We start from the raw sequence: 20,230 nt of genomic DNA on the forward strand, positions 1-20,230 counted from the left end.
CCCCGTTCTAGCGACCGTCGCCGTTGCCGGCCACGTCGCCGAAGACCCGCTGCATGTCGGCGGCGGACATCGCGTTGGCGTGCTCCGCCGTCTCGTAGTTCTCCTTGACCTGACGCAGTGCCTCCGCCGCGTCGTACAGGCTCTGGGAGAGCCGCCGGACGCCGCTCTCGGTGCCCTGGTAGAGCCCCTGGTGCTTGGCGGCCAAGCGACCGGCCCAGTCGAAGCCACCGAGCGGGCTCGCCGGGCCCCCGGGCGCCCCGGTCGCCGCGCCGGCGGCCGCGCCGCCCATCAGGTCCTGGATGTCGACCATGTCGTAGGAGAGCTTGTTCAGGTACGCCGCGTGGGTCTCCAGCCAGTCGATGGCCGAGTCCAGGCTGGTGGCGTCCCACTCGGTCTTGACGCCCGCCTCGCCGGGCGCGGTGACCAGACCCTTCGGCGTCGCGGCGTGGTTGACGTTGTCGATCTCGAAGCCGGTCACTGCCAGACCCGGCGTCATCACCCCGGCCGCCGGGACCGGGATGTAGATGTCGTTTGCCTCGAACCGTTCCGGCTGCTTGGTCGTGTCGTCCGTCATCGGTCCCCTCCCCGAAAACCTGACTGGTGGTCCGCGCTCACTGCTGCTGTGGGCCGGTTGGCGGTGGAGCGTGCCCCGGGCCGGCACCCGGCCAACCAGGCCCGCCCGACGGCGGTGCCGGCGCGGCCTGAGCCGGCGGGTAGCCGGGCGCGGGTTGGCCCGGCGGCGGATAACCCGGCGTGGTCTGAGCCGGCGGATAGCCCGGCGGCGGATACCCGGGCGCGGGCTGGCCCGCCGGCGGACCGTAGCCCGGGCCGGGATGTTGCGGTGGAGCCTGACCCGCTGACGTCGGCCAACCGGGCGGACCCGCGGGCCAACCCGGCGGCGGCCCCGGGGGGCCGGAAAGCGGACCGCCGACGGCCACCCCCTTACGCCGCTTGCGACGCCGCAGCACCACCAGCAGGATGACCAGCGCGACAATCGGCACAGCCAGGCAGAGCCCCACCTGGACGATGGCGCCGGCTTTGTTGGTGACCCCGAACTCGACCGCCGAGCCGCCATCGTCGCCGGGCCGGGCGGCGCCACCGCCGGGCCGGGTCGGGTCGGCCGCCGTGCCCTCCAGCAGCGGATTGGCCGTCACCGCCGGCACCGAACGGGTCAGCGCGGCGAGCGGGTCGACCGCACCGAAGCCGAACTGCGGGTCCCGACCGGCCGGCCCGGCATCCCGAGCGGTCTTGACCAGCCGGTTGATGACGTTGACCGCGTCGAGGTTCGGATATTTGGCCCGGACCAGCGCCGCCACCCCGGAGAGGATGGCGGCCGCCGAGCTGGTGCCGCTGGCCACCGTGTAGCCGTTCGGCGAGACCGCCTTGGGCGCCGGCCCGATGATGCTCTCCATGGGTGCGGCGAGCACGATCTCCGGGCCCTGCACCGAGCCGGCGAAGAAGCCACCGCGCTTGTTCAGCCCCGAGACGGCGATCACGCCGGGGATGTTGGCCGGGAGGGTGACCTGCCGGTCGCCCTCCTCGATGTTTCCGGCGGAGACGACCACCACCGCGTCCTTGCCCAACGCGTACTTGACGGCGTCCGTCAGGTCCGGATCGGGGCGAGCCGGGTCGCCACCGTAGGAGATGTTGATGACGTCCGCGCCCGCGTCCGCCGCCCAGCGGATTGCGAGGACCATGTCGACGCTGGCCGCACGGGGCCCCATGGAGACCGGGAGGATCTTCGCGGCCGGCGCGATGCCCAACTCCCGCGTCGTGCCCCCGCCGCGGCCGGCGATGATGCCGGCCATCGAGGTGCCGTGCCCGGACTCCGCGTCGTCGTCGCGCCGCCCGTCGGGAGCGGCGGCAGCATTCACGCCGTGCCCCGGCAGCACCTGACCGCGCAGGTCAGGGTGCGAAGGATCCACACCGGAGTCGACGACCGCGACCACGACGCCCTTGCCCCGGGTGATCTCGTGCGCCTGGGGAATCTTCAGCGAGTCGAGATACCACTGCAGGCCACGGACCGTGTCGGCGGCGCGGGCGGGTGCCGGGACCGCGGTGGAGGCCATCGCGGCACACAACGCCAACACGGCCGCGGCGGTGACCCGCGCCGAACGGAAAGACTTCCCCGTACCCATCGCTCTCCCAGAACCTGTGTCGACGCCAACGCAATGCGGCTCCGGTCCGGTCGAACCGGACCGGAGCCGCACCGGTGATTGTCTCAGCCCCACACCTTGGCGTTGCTCATCTCGGTGGAGACGTAGTTCTCGCGGGCGATGCCGACGGCGCCGCCGATCTCGTTCAGGATCCGGTTGATGTCCCGGACCGACGAGTCCCACTTCGCCTGGTGCTGCTCGTAGGCTGCCCGGTCCTCGCCGTCCCACTGGAGCTTGGACAGCATCGACCGCAGCGTGTCCAGCTTCTCGTCGATGGTCTTCGAGATGGCCTGCATCTGCTGGTTGCTGCTCTCGAGGACCGCGTAGTCAACCTTGATCGTCACGATTTCCTCCTCTGCTAACTACGGGATCACGGGTTGAGAGCAGAGTGGAACTTGTCCAGCATCTGCTGCTGCTCTTCGTCGTTGACCTGGTGCGTCGTACCCGACTTGTCGAGCAGGTCAGCGATGCTGTCCATCGCCGTCAGCAGGTTGACGGTGTCCTCGTTCCAGCGCTGCATGAGCGACTGGAAGCCAGTGGACGCCTGACCCTTCCACGCCATGGCCAGGTCGTCGACTACGTTCCACAGCTTCTTCAGCTCGCCGTCGACCTCGCTGCGCGTGGACCGCACGTCACTCGCGGCGGTATGCAGAGTCGCAGCTTCGACCTCGAACGCCATGCTTCACACCCTTCCGTCATGTTGTGGCGGCGGCTTTGCCGCGCCCCTCCCCCGCGGCAAGGCAGCAACACCCCACCGACGGACACTCCAGTGAAGACCGTAGCGGAACCGGTCCAGCCCGCGCAGCCCTGACCGGCCACGTTCGATGGATAGTGATGAATCAGGGCACGCGGATCCGATGGTCCGCGGCAATTCGAGCGTTCCGTGGCCTGGTCGGCCACCGGAACGACCCGGCCCGAGCCGACCCTCGTCACGACGGCTCGGACCAGGCGGTCTGGATCAGCTGCTGGCCGTCCCGGCGGCGAACGAGAGTGCCCCGGCCGGGTGGCTGCGGGCTCGGTCGCAACGTGCCGAAGACCGCGCCCTCCTCCCGGTTGCCGGACATCAGCAGGCCGGGCGAGTCCAGTTCGCGCAACCGTTGCAGCACCGGCTCGTAGAGCGCCCGGGACACCCCGCCGACCCGGCGCGTGACGATCAGGTGCAGGCCGATGTCACGGGCCTGCGGCAGCAACTCCTGCAGGGCGCTGAGCGGATTGCTGCCACCGGACGCCACCAGGTCGTAGTCGTCCACCATGATGTACAGGTCCGGGCCCTTCCACCAGCTGCGGTCACGCAGTTGCGCGGTGGTGACGTCCGGGCCGGGCAGCCGGTTGGCCAGCGCGCTGCGGATCGAGCCGAGGCCCTGGGCGAACGCCTGGTTGGACGGGGCGTAGTCCAACAGGTGGTCCCCCTCCACCGCGCCCAGCAGCCCGCGCCGGTAGTCGGCGATCACCAAACGGGCCTGCGCCGGCGTGTACCGCTCGGTGATGCCCCGGGCGATCAACCGCAGCAGGTTGGTCTTGCCGCACTCGGCGTCGCCGAAGACCGTCAGGTGCGGCTCGTTGGCCAGATCCAGGTAGACCGGTGCGAGCGCCGACTCGTTGACGCCGATCGGCAGGCCGGGCGCCGACCGGTCGATGATCCGGGCCAGCTCGGCCACGGGCAGCCGGCGCGGCAGCAGCCGCACCTTCGGCGCCGGACGGCCCGGCCAGTTGGCCGCCACGTGCCCGGCCAGGGCGATCGAGGCCTCGCTCAGGTCCTCGATGTCCCGGCGTCCGTCGATCCGCGAGATGGCGGTGAGGAAGTGCAGCTTGTCGCGGGTCAGGCCGCGACCGGGTGCCTTCTCTGGCACGTTCGTCGCCGCGCGCCGGTCGATCTCGGACTCCGACGCGTCACCCAGGCGCAGCTCCAGCTTGGTGCCGAGCAGGTCCCGCATGTTGATCCGGATCTCCGCCCAGCGCACCGCCGTGAGCACCACGTGCACGCCGAAACCGAGGCCCCGGTTGGCCAGCGTGGTGATGGTCTGCTCCAGCTCCTCGTACTCCTGGCGCAGCGTGTTCCAGCCGTCCACCACCAGGAACACGTCGCCGAACGGGTCGTCGGCGAACTCGCCGGCGGCCCGGCGACGGCGGTAGCTCGCGACCGAGTCGATGCCGTGCTGGGCGAATCGCGTCTCCCGGTCGTCCAGGACGGCGACCACCTCGGCCACCGTACGGCGCACCGCCTCGACGTCCCGCCGGCCGGCGACCCCGGCCATGTGCGGCAGCCGCTCCAGGCTGCGCAGCGCGCCGCCGCCGAAGTCCAGGCAGAAGAACTGCACCTCGCGCGGGGTGTGTGTGAGCGCCAGCGAGGCGAGCAGCGAACGCAGCATCGTGCTCTTGCCGCTCAGTGAGCGACCGACGATGACCACGTTGCCGCCGGCGCCGGCCAGCTCCACCATCATCGGGTCACGGCGCTGCTCGTACGGGCGGTCCACCACGCCGACCGGCACGGTGAGCCGTCCCCGGCCCGGCCAGGACGCGGTGCACAGCCCGTACGTCGGGTCGACGGCCAACTGGCCGAGCAGCTCACCGAGGCCCGGCGGGTCGGCCAGCGGCGGCAGCCACACCTGGTGCGCCGGCTGGCCCCGGCCCTTGAGCTGGTCGATCAGCACGTCGAGCATCGCCATGGCCTTGCCGTCGGCCGGCTGCTCCGGCTCCGGCGCGGTGTCCACCGGCAGCTGCGGGGTCTGCGCCGGGATGAAGTCGACGCCGTACGGCACGATCCGGCGCTGCACCAGGGCCTGCGACGCGGACGCCTGCTGCCCCGGCGCCCGGTACGGCCCCGACACGTACGCGGCACGGAACCGCAGCATCGTGCTGGTGTCCGTCTTCAGGTAGCCGTGGCCCGGCGCGTTCGGCAGCTCGTACGCGTCCGGAACGCCGAGCACGATCCGGCTCTCCACGGCCGAGAAGGTACGCAGACCGATCCGGTAGGACAGGTGGGTGTCCAGGCCGCGCAGCTTGCCCTCCTCCAGCCGCTGGCTGGCCAGCAACAGGTGCACGCCGAGCGACCGGCCCAGCCGGCCGATCATCACGAACAGGTCGATGAAGTCGGGCTTGGCGGCGAGCAGCTCGCTGAACTCGTCACAGATGATCAGCAGGCTGGGCATCGGCGCCAGTGGTTCGCCGGCGGCCCGGGCCTTCTCGTACTCGAAGCGGGAGACGTAGTTGCCGGCCGCCCGCAGCAGCTCCTGTCGGCGCACCATCTCGCCCGCGAGCGCGTCGCGCATCCGGTCGACCAGCGGCAGCTCGTCCGCCAGGTTGGTGATCACCGCGCTGGTGTGCGGCAGAGCCTCCAGCGAGGCGAACGTCGCGCCGCCCTTGAAGTCCACCAGGACGAAGTTCAGCTCCTCCGACGAGTGCGTCACCGCCAGCGCGGCCACCACCGTACGGAGCAGCTCGCTCTTGCCGGACCCGGTCGCACCGATCACCAGACCGTGCGGGCCCATGCCCTCGTGCGCCGACTCCTTGAAGTCCAGCTCGACCACGTTGCCGTCCGGGCCGACGCCGAGCGGGATGCGCAGCCGGTCCCGGTGACCACGCGGACGCCAGGTCTGGTGCACGTCCACGGCCGCGGCGTCGCCCACGCCGAGCAGGTCGGGCAACTCCATGCTGCGGGCCAGCGGCTCCTCGTTGCTGGCCTGCTGCTGGGACAGCCGGTAGGGGGCGATCTGCCGGGACAGCCCCTCGGCGGCCTCGGCGGTGAGCCGGTCCGGTCGACCCAGCCGCGACGACGAGCTGCCCCGGACCAGCTCGAGGTTGCTTCCGTCGCCCACGTCGAGGCAGAGCAGCCAGCGCCCGGCGTCGCGCGGCACCGTCCCGGACAGGTCGATCAGCGTCGCGCCGAGCAGCCCCTGACCCAACAGCTGGCAGGTCGGCGCGATCTCACCGCCGTCGACCACCACGACCACGTGCGGCGCGGTGGTCAGCGGCTTGGCCTCGGACGCGAACCGGGGTCGCCCGGCCAGCTCCCCGGCGAGTGACTCCTCGGCCTCGGCCAGGCTGGCGAAGACCATCCTGCGGGCGCCGGCGGCGTCGGTGCGCCCACTGTGGTGGGCGTGCGGCAGCCACTTCACCCAGTCCCAGACCGACTGCCGATCCGGTGCGGCGACCACCGCGATCACCAGGTCGTCCGGGGCGTGGAAGGTGGCCAGCTGACCCAACGCCGCCCGGGTCAGGTCGAGGACCGGCTCCCGGTCGCCGCGCAGCACCACCCGGCTGAACGCGCGCACCGACAGCGCGGTCGGCAGGTCGGGCACGGTGGAGTGTGCCCGGACGAACCGGCGCAGCGCGATGGCGCTCATCGGCTCCAGGTCCTCGACCGGCTTCGTCTCCGGCGGGACGATCTCCACCGCCAGCCGCTGCGGGCCGAGCGCGATCCGGGTCTCGCCGAAATCGTCCTCGGTGATCCGCCGCTCCCAGAGCCGCCGGGACGCCGCGATCGACCAGAGCGCGTCGGGCTCCGGGTGCCGCCAGGCCATCGCCGCCCGCTGCTGCCCCGCCGCGCGCCGGGTGCGCTTGCGCATCTGGGCGAGGTAGCGCATGTAGTCGCGGCGATCGGCGTTCAGCTCCGCCTTGTCGTTGCCGCCGCCGTTGGTCAGCGACCCGATCGCCATCCCGAGCATCGAGACGCCGAACAGACCGCCGGCGACGTACGTCATCATGCCGCCGCCCCGGCCGGCGTAGAGGAAGGCCATCGCGCCGACCCCGCAGACCATCGGCAGGATCATGAGCAGCTGCCCCATCCCGCGGGGCGTCGGTTCGGGCAGCTCGGGCGGGGACTCCAGCAGTACCTCGCCGCGCGGCAAGGCCGGCCCCGGCTGACGCGGGAGCCGGCGGAACACCACCGTGCTCACGGCTGTCTCCTCCCCAGAAGCGGCCTCAACGACCTGCCGTCGCGGACCCAAGTCCGCGGGTGGGCATCGTACGTGCCCGTCATCGTAGGTAATCTCCCGTGGGCGCGGTGGACCCGCACCGCGCGGCACCGCGGGCCCGCTGATCGTAGAAGGACACCAGGAGGCCACTGTGGCAACGAAGACGGCGACCGGTGGTCTGAGCCGGATCACCATCGTGGCTCCCCGTACCCGAATGGATCTGGCCCTGCCGTCGGACGTGCCGATGGCCGACCTGCTCCCCACCCTGCTGCGCTACGCCGGGGAGGACCTGGCTGACGAGGGGGTGCGGCACGGCGGGTGGGCACTGTCCCGGTTGGGCGGTGCGCCCCTGGACGGTGGGCGTACCGCCGGGCAGCTCGGCGTCCGCGACGGCGAGGTGCTCTACTTCAACCCCCGGTCCGAGGCGGCCCCGGAGGTCGTCTTCGACGACGTGGTGGACGCGGTCGCCACCGCCACCAACCAGCGCCCCGGCGCCTGGCAGGTCGGCGCGACCCGTTCGTTCGCGGTGTTGTTCGCCGCGGTGGCGCTCGGCGCCGGCGCGCTGGCCGCGCTCTTCGCCGGCCCGCCGCACCTGCCCGGCGCGGTGGCCGCCCTGCTGGTCGCGGTGGCGCTGCTGGTCGGCGCGGCGGTGCTGTCCCGGGCCGCCGGGGACAGCCGGACCGGTGCCGTGCTGGCCATGGTGGGCCTGGTGTACGCCGGCACCGGCGGCCTGCTGCTCCTCGCCGGCGATCGCCCGCTGACCGAGCTGGCCAGCCCGCACATCCTGCTCGCGGCCACCGCCGTGGTGGTCGCCGGGGCGGTCGCCGCGCTGGCCGTCGGCGACCGCTACCCGCTCTTCTTCGCCGCCCTCGGCGTGGGTGCCGCGATCGGCCTGGGCGCGCTGCTCTGTCTGGCCTTCGGCATGGACGCGCCGGGCTCGGCGGCGGTCGTGGCAGCGGTGGCGTTCGGCGTGGTGCCGGCGCTGCCGATGGTGGCCTACCGGATGGCCCGGTTGCCGGTGCCGTCGATCCCGACCGGCCCGGAGGACCTGAAGACCGACAGCGAGTCGGTCGACGGCCGGCAGGTGCTCCAGCAGAGCGAGCGGGCCGACGAGTTCCTCACCGGCCTGCTGTGGACCGTGTCGCTGCTGGTGCTCGGCGCCCAGCTGGTGCTGGCCCTGGACGGACGCCTCCCGGCGGTGCTGCTCTGCCTGGTGCTGGCCCTGCTCTCACTGCTGCGGGCCCGTCCGCTGCTGGGCCGGGCCCAGCGCACCCCGGTGCTGCTCACCGGCACCGTCGGGCTGGGTCTGAGCGCCGCGGCCACCTTCGCCAGCGGGTCGCTGCCGGTCCGGCTCGGCCTGATCCTCGGTGGGCTGCTGCTGGCCGCCGTGATCAGCCTGATCTACGGGCTGACCGTGGCCGGTAAGCCCATCTCCCCGGTCTGGGGCCGGCTGCTCGACATCGTCGAGATCATGCTGATCATCGCGCTGGTCCCACTCGCCGTCTGGGTCTGCGGTCTGTACGGCTGGATCGTCAACCTGCGGCCCTGACCGGGGGCTTTCCCGCCCGCAGACCAACGAGCCGGAGGGCTGGTCGGCGGGCGGGCGATCAGCGCGGTTGCGGACGGACGGAGCCGCCCAGCACGGAGGCCACCGGCGCGCTGGCGTAGACACCCGGGCCGTGCTGACCGTCCACCGACCGAGCCGGCGTGCCGGCCCGCTGCGCGATGTCCCGGACAACCTTGACCAGCGCCTCGACGTGGTTGTCCATCGCCGCGACACGCAGCAGCGGCGCCGCCACCCGACCGTCCGGCGACACCGCCGCGGCCACCGTGTGCGACGGGGCGGAAGTCGCGGTGATCGCGTCCACCAGCGGGCCGAGCGGGGCGTCCGACCGGCTGCGCAGGGCCAGGCAGCGATGCGTCCAGCCGCCGCCGCGCAGCCCCTGCCAGGATTCCGCCGGGGGCTCCGGCACCAGGTCCAACCCGGCGGCCGAGACCACGGCCGCCCGCAACTCGTCGCGGCCCAGCGGCCGGTGGGCCAGCCCGGCGGCGGTCAGCGCCTTGCCCAGCCGGCCGATCCCGGCGGCCAGTGTCCGGTGTACGCCGGGCAGCCCGCCACCCCGGCTCACCGCCTCGACCCGCGCGTCGCGGACGGTGAGCCGCAGTGCGACCCACACCGTCCGGTGCGCGGCCGGCGGCGCACCGGGCGCCGGATACCAGACCAGGGTGTGCGCGACGACCTGAGCCCGGGACACCGGGGCGGCGAAGTCCGCGAGCACCCGCAGCGCCTGGTCCATGGCCGACGCCTCCACCGAACCGACGACCGCGCCGGTGGTGGGTTGCAGCGCGACCGCCGCGAACCAGCCCTGGTCGTCCTGCCCGATGCCGAGCCGGGTGCCCCGGTCGGTCAGCTCGATGACGCTCAGCTCGGGGGCGAGCGCGGCCAGGCGCGGGTCCGATGCCGCGCCGCTGGTCAGGGCCGCCGCCGCGCGCTCGCGGCGGCGTCGCAGCCGCCGGCGCAGCAGCAGGTCCTCGAACCACCAGCGGCCGCCCCGACGGGCGAACGCGGCCAGTACGACCAGCGCCGCCGCCGTGCCCACCGTGGCGAGCAGCCAGCTGGGCCCGGTCGCGGCGGCCCAGACGGCGACCGCGCACAACTCCAGCACGACGAGCTGCCCGACCAGCACCGGACCGACCCGTCCCCGGCCGGGCCGATCGGCCGGCGGCGTCGCCCGCGCCGGAACGTCGGACGGGTTCGTGGCCACTCGGGCGGGTCGCGCCTGGACCTGCGTCATCGGTGACTGTCCCTCCTGCACGGTACGGCTCCACGCCGGGTCGGTCCGGCGCCGGCCACGGGCGGTGGTCCCAAGGACCCGCCGTCGGCCCCTTATCGTAGGGAAGCCCGCGACGGCACCCCGACCCTGATCGTCGCGGATCCACCCCGCCGGAGGTAAGTCATGCGGACCCGCCGCGATCAGGTGCAGGCGTACCGCTTCGTCACCCGCCGGATCGTCTCCGCGTTGCTGTCGGGCGATCCGGAGACCACGAACCTGCCGATGCGACGGCTCGGCATGGCCGTCTTCGGCAGTGTGATCGCCGCGGCCGTGGTGCTCGGCGGTGTCGGCGCGTACGGCCAGTTGACCGGGAACACCGCGCCGCTGGAAGAGAACACGCTGGTCATCGAGCGGGAGACCGGTGCGACGTACGTGTTCGTGGAGGGGCAGCTGCACCCGACGCTCAACTACACCTCGGCGCGACTGATCCTGAACGAGGCGGACCCGGCGGTGCGCACGATGTCCCAGGCGTCGCTGCGGGACCGGCCGCGGGGCCGCACGGTCGGCATCGTCGGCGCGCCGGACGCGTTGCCGGACCGCAAGTCGCTGACCGGGCTGCCGTGGTCGGTCTGCGACGTGCCCGACCCGGCCGACCCGCGCCACTCCACCACCCGGGTGGTCATCGACCGGGCGCTGCCCGGCGGCACGCCGCTGGGTGACCGCGCGGTGCTGGTCACCGTGGACGACCAGCGGCACCTGCTCACCGGCAACGCCCGCCTCCAGGTGCTCGGCGGCGACCAGGCGATCGCGGCGCTGCGGATGACCGGCACGGCACCACTGCCGGTCGGGCAGCAGCTGCTCAACGCCGTACCGGCCGGGCCGCCGTTGCGTAAGCCGTCGCTGCCCGGCCTGGGCGAACGCAGCGGGTTGAGCCTCGCCGGCAAGCAGGCCTCCGTCGGTCAGGTGTTCCGGGCGGCCGGGCAGCACTACGTGCTGACCCGGGAGGGGCTCGTCTCAATCTCTGAGATCACGGCCCTGCTGATGATCAGCGGCGGCGGTCAGATCATTGACATCACGCCGGATCAGGCCGGCCGGCTCTACACCGACAAGCGGCTGGACGAGGAGGGGCTGCCGCAGACGCTGCCCGCCCTGTACCCGGCCAGGGCCGGGCAGACGCTGCTGTGCGCGACGTACCGGGCCGGCAGCGGCGGCGGGCCGCCGACCACCACCGTGGAGGTCTTCGACCGGGCACCGGCGGAGCTGACCGCGAGCGAGTCGGGCCCGGTGCCGGTGCGGCAGACCGACCGGGACGCGGTACGCACGGCCGAGGCCGTGCTGCTGCCCGGCGGCAAGGGCGTCCTCGCCCAGGCCGCGCCCGGCGCCGGGACCAGCGGATCCGGTGCCGCCGGGTCGACGGTCTACCTGATCAGCCCGCAGGGCATCCGGTATCCGCTCGGGTCCGGTGAGACGCTGGCCGTGCTCGGCTACGGCGGGGTCACCCCGCTGGCGGTGCCCGGCTCGCTGCTGGCGCTGATCCCGACCGGGCCCACCCTGAGCCGTGAGGACGCGTCGACCTACTTCTCGCCCGGCGGGAAGCCGTCGACGACGCCGCCACGGGAGCCGACCCCGTCCGCCACAGCCAGTGGCGCTCCGGCGACCGGCGGAACGGGTGGTGGAGTGGCCACGGCATCGATCGAAGCCGACGACTGAGCGGCCCGGACGGGTCGCCCCGGATCGCACTGGTGGACTAACCTGGGCTCGCTGACGGTTGTCAACCAGAACGACGGGGATGTTTGCCATGACCGGGCGTACGGAAGTCGACCTGCTGTCCCTTGAGGACTTCCACCAGCACCTGGCGGCGCGGCTGAGCCAGGCCGAGTCGGTGCTGCGCAAGCTCAACACCGAGATGCAGTGCAGCCCCCCGGCACTGGGCTCGTTCACCGACGCCACCCACAACGCGCGTCGTTACAGCGAGGTCCACCAGTCCTATGTCGACCAGGCCGAGCGGCTGCGGCAGGCGGTGCTGGCCGCGCAGCAGGCGACCAGCAAGATCCTGACCAACTACCGCACCGCCGAAGCGCGTAACGCGGCCAACGCCACCGACATCACCGCCGCGCTGACCGGCGTCGACCGGGCGTTGCAGCCGAAGGGGGACGGGCGTGTCTGAGTACACCCAGCGCTACCAGGGCAGCAGCCACCAGCAGCTCTACGACGCCGTGATGGCCGGCAAGCCGGAGCAGATCGACGGCGTGGCCGCCCAGTGGGCCTCCCTCAAGGGCATCCTTGACGGTCTCGGCCGGGAGCTGAGCGGCGACCTCGAAAAGCTCGGCAACACGTGGACGGGCTCGGCAGGTCGGGAGTTCCAGCGGCGGCTGACGCTGATCGTCGACCACGCCGAGTCGCTGGGCGCGGGGATGGCCGACGTCAAGCAGGCGCTGACCATGATGGCCAGCCAGTTGCGCACCGCGCACAAGCAGGCGGAGAGCCCGGACGAGACCGACGACAACGACAAGGCGGTCTCCGGGGCGCTCAAGGGCGCCGCCTTCGGCCTGCCCGGCGCGGTCGTCGGGGGCATCATGGGCCACCAGCAGGACAAGGAAGAGCAGGAGAAGGCCCACCAGCGGATGGTGAACGTGGTGGCCGAGCTGGCCGCCGGTTACGACCTCTCCGCCTACGACCGGGTGGTCAACCCGCCCCCGCCCCACCCGGACACGCCGAAGACCACCAGCGACGACGCGACGACGCCACGCAGTGTCCCGGTCACCACCACGCCGACCGCCGCGCCCACCGCCTCCCGTAGCACCGCGCACACCGGCGGCGCGACCATCGCGACGCCCGACGGCGTCGCTCCGCCCCCGGTCGCCGGCGACGGGTCCGGCCCCGGCCAGGACGGCGCGGGCACCGGCGGCACGCCGGCCGTTGCCACCGGTCCGGGCAGCGGCGCGGGTGGTTTCACCACCTCCCTCGCCGGTGCGGATCCGGTGGTCGGCGGTGCGCTGCTCGCCGGCGGCGCCGCCGGGCTGGCCAACCTGTCCGGGCCGACCACCGTGGCCGCCAGCGCCGGCGGCACCGGGCCGGGTCTGCTCTTCGGAGCGCAGGGCGGGGCACCGGCTGGCGGGGTGCTGCGGACGTCCGCCCTCGCCGGTTCGGGCAGCACGCCCAGCACCCCGGTCCGAGCGACCACCGGTGGTGCGGCCGCGGCCGAGAACCGCGCCGCCAGCGGAGTCGGGCGCAGCATGGACGGTCGGCGCGCCGAGTCCACCGGCCGGTCGGCGGTGGCCGGTCGGCAGGGGGCGGCGGGCGGCAGGGGAGCCAATCGCCCGGGGGTGCTCGGCGGGCACGGCCGACCGGAGTCCGAGGAGTCCGACGAGCGGATGACCTGGCTGACGGAGGACGAGATGGTGTGGCGAGACGGCGGAGACGCTCCGCCGTCGGTGCTCGGCACCGCCGACTGATTTCCGCACCGGCGCTCGCCTGTCGGCGGCGCCGTAAGAACGCTCCGCGGTGACCCCTGCCGGACCAGATCCGGCGGGGGTCACCGCTGTTTCGGCCCGCCAGCTCCGTCCACAGTGCGCGGCGTGGTGACGGTCACGCGCGAACGGGCCGTTGCCGAGCTGCGTCGGCGCGGGGCGGGGGTTAGGTTGGTCGGGTGTCCTCCGCAGCGCCCGTCCGCCCAGCCCGGTGGGCCGTGCTGCGGTCCCTGCGGGAGCTGACCCGGCTGGCGGTCACCGCGCTGGTGCTCGCGGTCGGCCTCGGCGGCGCCCTCGCCGCGACCCCGCCCCCGGCACCGACACAGCTGCGGCCCAGCGTCGTGAGCAGCCGGGTGGAAACCCTCCGGCCCGACGCCGTTCCGGCCGCCCAGCGGGCGGACCAGCCGGCCGCGTCGCGGCCCGTCAGCACTGTCGACACCACCGCGGCGACCGGCCCGGTCACCGGTGGCGCGAAGCACCCGCCAGCCGATCAGTTCGGGCGTGGTATCCCGCCCCGGCGCGGCCCGCCCACTCGCTGACCCCGGCCGACCACCGGCCCGGCGATTTCCGCAGCCCGATCCGGCTCATCCGTCCGGGCGCTCCCGTCACCGTCTTCGACGTGACCCCGCCGGCACACCGGCCGTCCGTGCGCCGCCACCCGTCGACACCCGTCGTTCGACCCTGAGGTGCTGATCATGCAGACCGTCCTCTCCACCGTCCTGCCCGACGTGCCTCGAGCCGCCGCCATCTGGCTGAGCCTGCTCGGGGTGGTCGCTGTCACTGTCGCCGCCCTGCTGTTGCGGCCCGGCCGGATCCGTCTCGATCCGGGTGCTCGGATCCGCCGCGCGGCCATGCCCAGCCAGCTTGAGCAGGTGCAGGAGGAACGGGAGCAGAGTCGCTACGCGCAGGAGGTCGCGGTGGCCGCCGAACGGGCCGCCACCACCGCCCAGCGCCGCCGGGCGGAGTGGGTCGCCGCGCAGGAGGAGGTCGAGACCGCCTGGCAGGCCTACGAGGCGGCCGAGGCAGCCGTACGGCGACTGAGCGCCGCCGCCGCGATGCCGTTGCCGCACACCTCCCGGACCCCCGCCGAGTACGTCGACCGCGAGCGCTACCTGCACCGGGCAGCGCTGGACGCGTACTGGCGGCGGGAGCTGTCGGTGGAGCAGCTCAGTGACGTCTTCGCGCACCGCGACGGCTGGGACCCGCGGCTGCACCCGGTCGAGCAGGAGCTCGTGTTGCAGCGGGCGATCCGCGACAATCTGGCGGCCCGGCACGCCGCCGCAGGAGAGCGGGAGCAGGCCGCGTGGCGTGCCGCCGAGCTGGCCGTGGCGGCGGCGCGGAGCCTGCGGGAGGAGGCCCACGCGGCGAGCGGACGGCGGGTTGCGGAGTCGGCCTCCGTGCTGCCGCTGAGCGAGGTCGTCCCGTCGGTCGAGCAGACCCGGGAGACCCAGGTGATCGCCCGCGGCCGTGCGGCGGTGCCCGCGTTCTGACCGGTCGGCATGACCGGCTGCCCGGCGGCAAGTTCGGGAGCGGAGAACCAGGCCGGGTGCCGGCCCCCGTCACCGGGCCGTGCGGGCTCCGGTGGGTTAGCGTGACGGAATGTCCCGACAGGCATGGGTCCTCGTGGGGATCGCCGGCATTCTGGCGATCGCCACGCTGGTCGGCGCGGTGGTGCTGGCGGTGCGGGTGGTGCGGACCCGACGGCTGCTGGCCGGGCTCGGCGCGGGCGGCAAGGTCGCCTTCTACGGGGCGCTGATCTACACGATCTTCCCGGTCGACCTGCTCCCGGACCCGATCTACCTGGACGACATGGGTGTGCTGGCGGGCGCCTTGATCTACCTGACCCGCCTGGTGCACCAGCGCCGGGCGGCCGGACGCCGGCTGCCCGGGCAGCCGGACGCGCCCCCGGACCCGGACCGGGCGCGCCGCTCCGTGCCATGATCGTGGTCGGGTCGGCAGACGGGGGACGGTCATGGCGGGCGATCATCGGCTGGACGTACGCGATGAGCGCGTTGCCGCGTTCTGCGCGGAACGGCACCTCGCGACGCTGACCACCGTGCGCGCCGACGGCACCCCGCACGTGGTGCCGGTCGGGGTCACCCTCGACCCGGCGGCCGGGCTGGCCCGGGTGATCACCTCCGGCGCCTCCCGCAAGGCCCGGCACGTGGCTGCCGGGGGCGCGGCGGGCGTCCCGGTGGCCGTCTGCCACGTGGACGGCCGACGCTGGCTGACCATCGAGGGCCGGGCGGTGCTCCGCTCGGACCGCACCGCCGTCGCGGAGGCGGAGCGCCGCTACGCCGAGCGGTATCGGACTCCGCGTCCGAATCCGGAGCGGGTGGTCATCGAGATCACCGTGACCGGCCTGCTGGGCAGCCTCTGACCCCCCGATCGGGACGTCGGCCTGATGACCGTTTCCTGCCCTGACGCCTGATTGGCCGCTCACCGTCGCCCGTCCCGGTCAGCCGGCGGCGGAATGCCGGCCGGAGCAGGGCCGTTACACCCCCGGTACGCCCCGGCCGAGACTGCCGCGGGTCGTCGCTCCTGTTGAGCCGACCGCCATTCCCGGTGCTGCCGCCCTCCGCCACTCGGAGGCGCCAACCCCCCGAACGGAGACTCGACCATGAATCCGATCATCCAGAAGAGCGGCCTGTCCGTCGCCGGCATGCTGGTCGCCGGCGGTTGCGCCCTCGCCCCCGCGGTGGCCGCGCAGGCCGCCCCGGTGCAGGGCGCACCGACCTCGGCGAGCCAGAGCGACCGTTCCGCCGAGCGGGTCCTCGGCATCGACTACCAGGCTCAGCCGAACTTCTACTACTGCGGCCCGGCCGCCACCCGCATCGCGCTCTCCGCGCAGGGCAAGGCGCTCTCCCAGGACGAGGTGGCCAAGCTGCTCGGCACGACCGAGGCGGGCACCCCCTCGGCCCTGGACACCACCCGGGTGCTCAACGAGCTGACCGGCGGCAAGTACCGGACCACGGAGATCCGTGACTCGGTGGCCCGCCCGGAGCAGGTTGAGCAGCTACGCCGGGACGTGCTGGCGGCGGTGGACGCCGGCCGACCGGTGGTGGCCAACATCAAGGGCACGACGGTGGACACCCACGGCAACCCGCACTCGTACGAGGGCGGGCACTATCTGACCCTGGTCGGCTACCGCGACGGTGGCGACATGATCCGGATTGCCGACCCGGCCGACCCGGCGCTGGGCGAGTACTGGATGACCCTGCCGAAGGTCGCCAACTGGATCGCCGAGCGGGGCTACTCGTCCTGACCCTGCCGTTCATCGGGCCGGTCTCCCCCTGTCGGGGAGGCCGGCCCGCTCATCGTCGCGGTTGCGGGCGGCGAGGTGCGAACGCCGTCGGGCCCGGGCGGCCCGGGTCGGCCGGGACCGGTGCAGGCGTCGCCGGAGCGGCGGGTGGACGACCGCCTCGCCGGCCCCGGCCGCCCGGCGGACGACCGAGTTCGCATAGTCCGGCTCGCATCCGGCGGCCCGGAGCAGATCGCTGGCCGCCGTACGCAGGCCGGTGACGAGCGCGTCGCCGAACGACTTGAGGCCGGCCGCGGTGGCCCGCCCGGCCAGTTCGGCACACTGTTCGACCAGCCTGCGGGTGCACTCGGTGTCGTTTCCGACCCGGCACTCCCTGCGCATCTCCGCCACCGCCTGGCCCAGTCGGGCGACCGCGTCCGGCAGCTCCGGCGGGATCGGCTCGTCGTACTGGAGGGCGGTCGTCGACCAGCGGGCCATGGCCCGGCTGTCCAGCATCAGCCGCTGGAGGTAATCGGCACTGCGGGCGTACCGGTGGAACTGCTGGCGCCGGTGCCAGCGCACGGGTGCGATCGTCACCACCTCCTCCGCCCCGCTCAGCGAATCGTTCAACCGACCCAGATCACCCTCGGTGGCACGGAGCCGTTCCAGGACGCGCATCGCCCGGTCGGCGTCGCGCTCGCGCAACGCATGTGCCAGCTCGTCGAGCTGCTCGCAGAGGACCGCGTAGATCGGCGTCGCGGCGCGGTCGAGCGTCCGTATCGGGTTGATCGGCAACAGCAGCGCGACCACCACCAGGCCGACCACCCCACCGACCAGCGCGTCGAAGATGCGGGGCAGCTCCAGGCCGCGCTCCATCGGAGCCAGCGTGGCGATCAGCACGGCGGTACCGCCGGCCTGACCGACGAGCTGGCCACCCTTTCCTGCCACCAGCAGCGCGCTGGCGATGGCCAGGGCCACCACCATGCCGGTCTGCCACGGCCCCGAGCCGAGGAAGAACCGCAGCGTGTCGCCGATGACGATGCCCAGGCCCACGCCGGCCAGCAGCTCGAAGGTGCGCCGGGCCCGCTGACCGATGGCGGTGGCGATCGTACCGACGGCGGCGGCGGGTGCGAAGACGTGCGCGCCGGGGCCGAGCAGGTGCTGGGCGATCAGGGCGGCGAGCGCCGCGGCCAGCCCGGCCTGGATGGCGATCACCAGGGTGACCTCCCACTGCCGGGCACGGACCCGGCCGGCCTCCCCGCTGCGGTGCAACGCCCTCTCGGCGGCCTGGTCGAGCCGTGACCGGTCGCTCTCGGATGGTGGTCGGACATCGGCCATGGCGACGGTTACCCGGACGTCGGGGGGACAATCGTTCCCATCTGCCCCGGAGGCCCCCAGCGGCACCGATCGCTTCGGCGAGCTGCTCGCCCAGCGCCCGGGCAGGGGACCCGGGCCGCCGCGTGCACGGCGACCCGGGGAACGGCCCGGTAGGTCAGCGGACCTGGTCGCCCTCGCCGGTACGCGCCTGAGCCTGGTCCACACCCTTGTCGATCTTGTCGTCGTACTTTCCGCCGGTGCGCTTGTCGGCCATGTCGCCGGCCTTGTCCAGCCCCTGGTCGACCTGCTTGTCGTGCTTGTCCGCGAAATCCTTGGCCTTGTCCATGAAGTCACCCACGGCGCTCCTCCTCCACTCTGGTCACTCCCGTCAGCGTTCCCTGGGCCCGGCAGCGCAAACCGGTCGCAGGGGGTGGTCAGGAACGGCCCGCTACACCCGCCACGCCGGCCGTTCACCCACCGTTGAAGCGGTATGGGTGTCGGCACACGCCGGGCCGGGTACCGACCTCGCGAGATCGAGGAGGGCCGACATGGCGGCAGACGAGCCCGGGGCGGGCATCGGGGCGACAACGGGCGGCCCCGGGCCGCGCCAGGCGTGGGCGGCGCTGCCCTGGCTGGTCCGGATCGCGGTGCTGTGGAGCGCCTGCCTGGTGGTGGTCGTCGCCGGGCTCTATCTGCTGGGCCGGATCGCCGTGCTGCTGGCGCCGTTGGCCATCGCGCTGGCCGCCACCATCTTCCTCACCGCGCTGCTCGACCCGGTGCTGCTCCGGCTGCGCCGGTTGCGGCTGCCCGCGGCGCTGGCCGCGCTGCTCACCGTACTTTTGCTGCTCGGCATCCTGGTGGGGGTCGGCGCGCTCGTGTGGAACCTGACGGCGAGCCAGTTCGACCAACTCAGCCAGGAGCTGACCCAGGGGCTGGACCGCACCCGGGACTTCGTCACGTCCACCCTGCCCGTCACCGACGCGCAGCTCGACCGCCTGGTCGACCAGGCGCGGCAGGGGCTGAGCGGGAGCTCCCCGGACCCGGTGGCCGGCGCCCGGACGGTGACCGAGGTGCTGGGTTCCGCGTTGCTCGCCCTGGTGCTGCTCTTCTTCCTGCTCAAGGACGGCCGCTCGATGTGGCACTGGGTGCTGTCCCGGACGACCGGCCCGAACCGGCCTGTCGTGGCCGAGGCCGGCCGGGCCGGTTGGCGGACGTTGGGCGCGTACAGCCGGGGCACCATGCTGATCGCCGCGATCGACGCGATCGGCATCGGCCTGGCCCTGGTGGTGCTGCGGGTGCCGCTCGCCCTGCCGCTGGCGCTGATCACCTTCCTCGGCGGTTTCGTGCCGATCATCGGCGCGACGGTGGCCGGCGCGGTGGCGGTGCTGGTGGCCCTGGCCGCCAACGGGCCGACCACGGCGCTGCTCACCCTGGCCGCTGTGATCGCCGTGCAGCAGATCGAGGGCAACCTGCTGGAGCCGCTGGTCATGAAGCGGCAGGTCCGGCTGCACCCGGCGGTGATCCTGGTGGCCGTCACCGCCGGCACCCTGATCGCGGGCATCGCCGGCGCCTTCGTCAGTGTCCCGATCACCGCCGTCCTCTGGCGCGTCATCGACACCGTCCAACGCCACCACAACCCCAGCACTCCCGCGGGGGCGTCGGATGTCCCGTCAACCTCATGATCGACGCGACGGGGCGGTCGCCCGGCTGAGGTGCGTGGTGAACCAGGTGCCGGCCTGGTCGGCGACCTGGTCGAGGGTGCCGGGCTCCTCGAAGAGGTGGGTGGCACCGGGCACCACCCGCAGCTCGCCGACCTCCCCCAGCTCGGCCAGCGCCTGCTCGTTGAGCGTGATCACCTCCTCGTCCAAGCCGCCGACCAGGAGCAACGTCGGCGTACGTACCTGCGCCAGAGCGGTGCCGGCCAGGTCCGGTCGGCCGCCCCGGGACACCACCGCGCCCACCAGGTCCGCGCGGGACGCCGCCGCGACCAGGGCGGCGGCGGCACCCGTGCTTGCCCCGAAGAGGCCGATCGGCACGTCACCGGCGGGGCGCTCGGCCGCCATCCAGTCCACGATCCCGGCCAGCCGGCCGGCCAGCAGCCCGATGTCGAACCGCAGTTCGGCGGTGCGCGCGTCCTCTTCGTCCTCGGTTGGGGTGAGCAGGTCCGCCAGTACCGTGCCGAGCCCACGAGCGTTCAGCGTCCGGGCCACCGCCACGTTGCGCGGGCTGTGCCGCGAGCTGCCGCTGCCGTGCGCGAAGAGCACCGCACCCACCGGCTGAGCGGGCAGCATCAGATCTGCGGGGAGTTGGGCGTCCCCGATTGGGATGGTCACCGTGCTGCGCTGCTCGTCCATGCCCC

The 20,230-nt window shown here is 73.5% G+C and carries 19 protein-coding genes; 10 read left to right on the top strand and 9 right to left on the bottom strand.

The genetic code is table 11. The annotated features are described in order from the left end of the window. Window positions 1-7 precede the first annotated feature (7 nt). The 5 genes from ACWD5O_RS10390 to eccCa all read right to left on the bottom strand — a co-directional run bounded on the left by ACWD5O_RS10390 (window position 8) and on the right by eccCa (window position 7,051). Window positions 8-574 carry a WXG100 family type VII secretion target gene (locus tag ACWD5O_RS10390; protein ID WP_354964448.1) on the bottom strand — a complete coding sequence of 189 codons (567 nt, stop codon included), beginning with the start codon at window positions 572-574 and terminating at the stop codon, window positions 8-10. Between the two features lie 37 nt (window positions 575-611). Beyond that, on the bottom strand, window positions 612-2,069 hold the full coding sequence (locus ACWD5O_RS10395) for a S8 family serine peptidase (RefSeq protein ID WP_449938621.1): 1,458 nt from the start codon (window positions 2,067-2,069) through the stop codon (window positions 612-614). Window positions 2,070-2,221: 152 nt separating this feature from the next. After that, window positions 2,222-2,500: a WXG100 family type VII secretion target gene (locus ACWD5O_RS10400; RefSeq protein WP_074316323.1), complete on the bottom strand. Its 279-nt coding sequence runs from the start codon at window positions 2,498-2,500 to the stop codon at window positions 2,222-2,224. Window positions 2,501-2,526: 26 nt separating this feature from the next. Further along, entirely contained in the window at window positions 2,527-2,835 is a 309-nt protein-coding gene (locus ACWD5O_RS10405) for a WXG100 family type VII secretion target (RefSeq protein WP_074316322.1), read from the bottom strand. Window positions 2,836-3,085: 250 nt separating this feature from the next. Continuing rightward, window positions 3,086-7,051 (bottom strand): type VII secretion protein EccCa, encoded by a 3,966-nt coding sequence (gene eccCa, locus ACWD5O_RS10410; RefSeq protein WP_449938617.1) that lies wholly within the window; start codon window positions 7,049-7,051, stop codon window positions 3,086-3,088. A gap of 169 nt (window positions 7,052-7,220) precedes the next feature. On the opposite strand from eccCa, the gene eccD reads away from it, so the two are divergent. Next, the gene (gene eccD / locus ACWD5O_RS10415) at window positions 7,221-8,618 is read left to right on the top strand and encodes a type VII secretion integral membrane protein EccD (protein ID WP_354964445.1); all 1,398 of its coding nucleotides are present in this window, start codon (window positions 7,221-7,223) and stop codon (window positions 8,616-8,618) included. Between the two features lie 58 nt (window positions 8,619-8,676). Here eccD and ACWD5O_RS10420 read toward each other — a convergent pair whose 3' ends face one another. Next, on the bottom strand, window positions 8,677-9,864 hold the full coding sequence (locus ACWD5O_RS10420) for a type VII secretion protein EccE (protein WP_450085103.1): 1,188 nt from the start codon (window positions 9,862-9,864) through the stop codon (window positions 8,677-8,679). 162 nt (window positions 9,865-10,026) lie between these two features. On the opposite strand from ACWD5O_RS10420, the gene eccB reads away from it, so the two are divergent. The 8 genes from eccB (at window position 10,027) to ACWD5O_RS10460 (ending at window position 16,578) form a co-directional block, all read left to right on the top strand. Next, window positions 10,027-11,553 (top strand): type VII secretion protein EccB, encoded by a 1,527-nt coding sequence (eccB, locus tag ACWD5O_RS10425; RefSeq protein WP_354964443.1) that lies wholly within the window; start codon window positions 10,027-10,029, stop codon window positions 11,551-11,553. Window positions 11,554-11,641: 88 nt separating this feature from the next. Continuing rightward, on the top strand, window positions 11,642-12,010 hold the full coding sequence (locus ACWD5O_RS10430) for a hypothetical protein (RefSeq protein WP_449938614.1): 369 nt from the start codon (window positions 11,642-11,644) through the stop codon (window positions 12,008-12,010). Then, on the top strand, window positions 12,003-13,298 hold the full coding sequence (locus ACWD5O_RS10435; protein WP_354964441.1) for a WXG100 family type VII secretion target: 1,296 nt from the start codon (window positions 12,003-12,005) through the stop codon (window positions 13,296-13,298). The genes ACWD5O_RS10430 and ACWD5O_RS10435 overlap by 8 nt, the downstream gene beginning before the upstream one ends. A gap of 194 nt (window positions 13,299-13,492) precedes the next feature. Continuing rightward, window positions 13,493-13,852, top strand: a complete 360-nt coding sequence (locus tag ACWD5O_RS10440; RefSeq protein ID WP_354964440.1) for a hypothetical protein — start codon at window positions 13,493-13,495, stop codon at window positions 13,850-13,852. Between the two features lie 156 nt (window positions 13,853-14,008). After that, window positions 14,009-14,803: a hypothetical protein gene (locus tag ACWD5O_RS10445; RefSeq protein WP_354964439.1), complete on the top strand. Its 795-nt coding sequence runs from the start codon at window positions 14,009-14,011 to the stop codon at window positions 14,801-14,803. A 109-nt stretch (window positions 14,804-14,912) separates the two neighbouring features. Further along, window positions 14,913-15,254: a YkvA family protein gene (locus tag ACWD5O_RS10450; RefSeq protein WP_354964438.1), complete on the top strand. Its 342-nt coding sequence runs from the start codon at window positions 14,913-14,915 to the stop codon at window positions 15,252-15,254. A 31-nt stretch (window positions 15,255-15,285) separates the two neighbouring features. After that, complete coding sequence (locus ACWD5O_RS10455; protein WP_354964437.1) at window positions 15,286-15,693, top strand: pyridoxamine 5'-phosphate oxidase family protein; 408 nt, start codon at window positions 15,286-15,288, stop codon at window positions 15,691-15,693. 240 nt (window positions 15,694-15,933) lie between these two features. Beyond that, on the top strand, window positions 15,934-16,578 hold the full coding sequence (locus ACWD5O_RS10460; RefSeq protein ID WP_450085104.1) for a C39 family peptidase: 645 nt from the start codon (window positions 15,934-15,936) through the stop codon (window positions 16,576-16,578). A 9-nt stretch (window positions 16,579-16,587) separates the two neighbouring features. Here the strand turns inward: ACWD5O_RS10460 and ACWD5O_RS10465 are convergent, their stop codons facing one another. Continuing rightward, on the bottom strand, window positions 16,588-17,892 hold the full coding sequence (locus tag ACWD5O_RS10465; protein ID WP_354964435.1) for an FUSC family protein: 1,305 nt from the start codon (window positions 17,890-17,892) through the stop codon (window positions 16,588-16,590). A gap of 154 nt (window positions 17,893-18,046) precedes the next feature. Beyond that, entirely contained in the window at window positions 18,047-18,217 is a 171-nt protein-coding gene (locus ACWD5O_RS10470; RefSeq protein WP_387323569.1) for an antitoxin, read from the bottom strand. A gap of 202 nt (window positions 18,218-18,419) precedes the next feature. Here ACWD5O_RS10470 and ACWD5O_RS10475 point away from each other — a divergent pair, with 202 nt between their 5' ends. After that, entirely contained in the window at window positions 18,420-19,553 is a 1,134-nt protein-coding gene (locus tag ACWD5O_RS10475) for an AI-2E family transporter (RefSeq protein ID WP_354964433.1), read from the top strand. Here the strand turns inward: ACWD5O_RS10475 and ACWD5O_RS10480 are convergent. Beyond that, window positions 19,548-20,225: a dienelactone hydrolase family protein gene (locus ACWD5O_RS10480; protein WP_354964432.1), complete on the bottom strand. Its 678-nt coding sequence runs from the start codon at window positions 20,223-20,225 to the stop codon at window positions 19,548-19,550. The two genes, ACWD5O_RS10475 and ACWD5O_RS10480, sit on opposite strands and share 6 nt — an antisense overlap. Window positions 20,226-20,230: the final 5 nt, after the last annotated feature.

Source organism: Micromonospora sp. NPDC005161, assembly GCF_053599855.1.

What these genes read in the sequence shown, in the direction of transcription:
- ACWD5O_RS10390 (WP_354964448.1), bottom strand. Translation starts at nt 574, where the DNA reads ATGACGGACGACACGACCAAGCAGCCGGAACGGTTCGAGGCAAACGAC.
- ACWD5O_RS10395 (WP_449938621.1), bottom strand. Translation starts at nt 2,069, where the DNA reads ATGGCCTCCACCGCGGTCCCGGCACCCGCCCGCGCCGCCGACACGGTC.
- ACWD5O_RS10405 (WP_074316322.1), bottom strand. Translation starts at nt 2,835, where the DNA reads ATGGCGTTCGAGGTCGAAGCTGCGACTCTGCATACCGCCGCGAGTGAC.
- ACWD5O_RS10420 (WP_450085103.1), bottom strand. Translation starts at nt 9,864, where the DNA reads ATGACGCAGGTCCAGGCGCGACCCGCCCGAGTGGCCACGAACCCGTCC.
- eccB (WP_354964443.1), top strand. Translation starts at nt 10,027, where the DNA reads ATGCGGACCCGCCGCGATCAGGTGCAGGCGTACCGCTTCGTCACCCGC.
- ACWD5O_RS10430 (WP_449938614.1), top strand. Translation starts at nt 11,642, where the DNA reads ATGACCGGGCGTACGGAAGTCGACCTGCTGTCCCTTGAGGACTTCCAC.
- ACWD5O_RS10445 (WP_354964439.1), top strand. Translation starts at nt 14,009, where the DNA reads ATGCAGACCGTCCTCTCCACCGTCCTGCCCGACGTGCCTCGAGCCGCC.
- ACWD5O_RS10450 (WP_354964438.1), top strand. Translation starts at nt 14,913, where the DNA reads ATGTCCCGACAGGCATGGGTCCTCGTGGGGATCGCCGGCATTCTGGCG.
- ACWD5O_RS10455 (WP_354964437.1), top strand. Translation starts at nt 15,286, where the DNA reads ATGGCGGGCGATCATCGGCTGGACGTACGCGATGAGCGCGTTGCCGCG.
- ACWD5O_RS10460 (WP_450085104.1), top strand. Translation starts at nt 15,934, where the DNA reads ATGAATCCGATCATCCAGAAGAGCGGCCTGTCCGTCGCCGGCATGCTG.
- ACWD5O_RS10465 (WP_354964435.1), bottom strand. Translation starts at nt 17,892, where the DNA reads ATGGCCGATGTCCGACCACCATCCGAGAGCGACCGGTCACGGCTCGAC.
- ACWD5O_RS10470 (WP_387323569.1), bottom strand. Translation starts at nt 18,217, where the DNA reads ATGGACAAGGCCAAGGATTTCGCGGACAAGCACGACAAGCAGGTCGAC.
- ACWD5O_RS10475 (WP_354964433.1), top strand. Translation starts at nt 18,420, where the DNA reads ATGGCGGCAGACGAGCCCGGGGCGGGCATCGGGGCGACAACGGGCGGC.
- ACWD5O_RS10480 (WP_354964432.1), bottom strand. Translation starts at nt 20,225, where the DNA reads ATGGACGAGCAGCGCAGCACGGTGACCATCCCAATCGGGGACGCCCAA.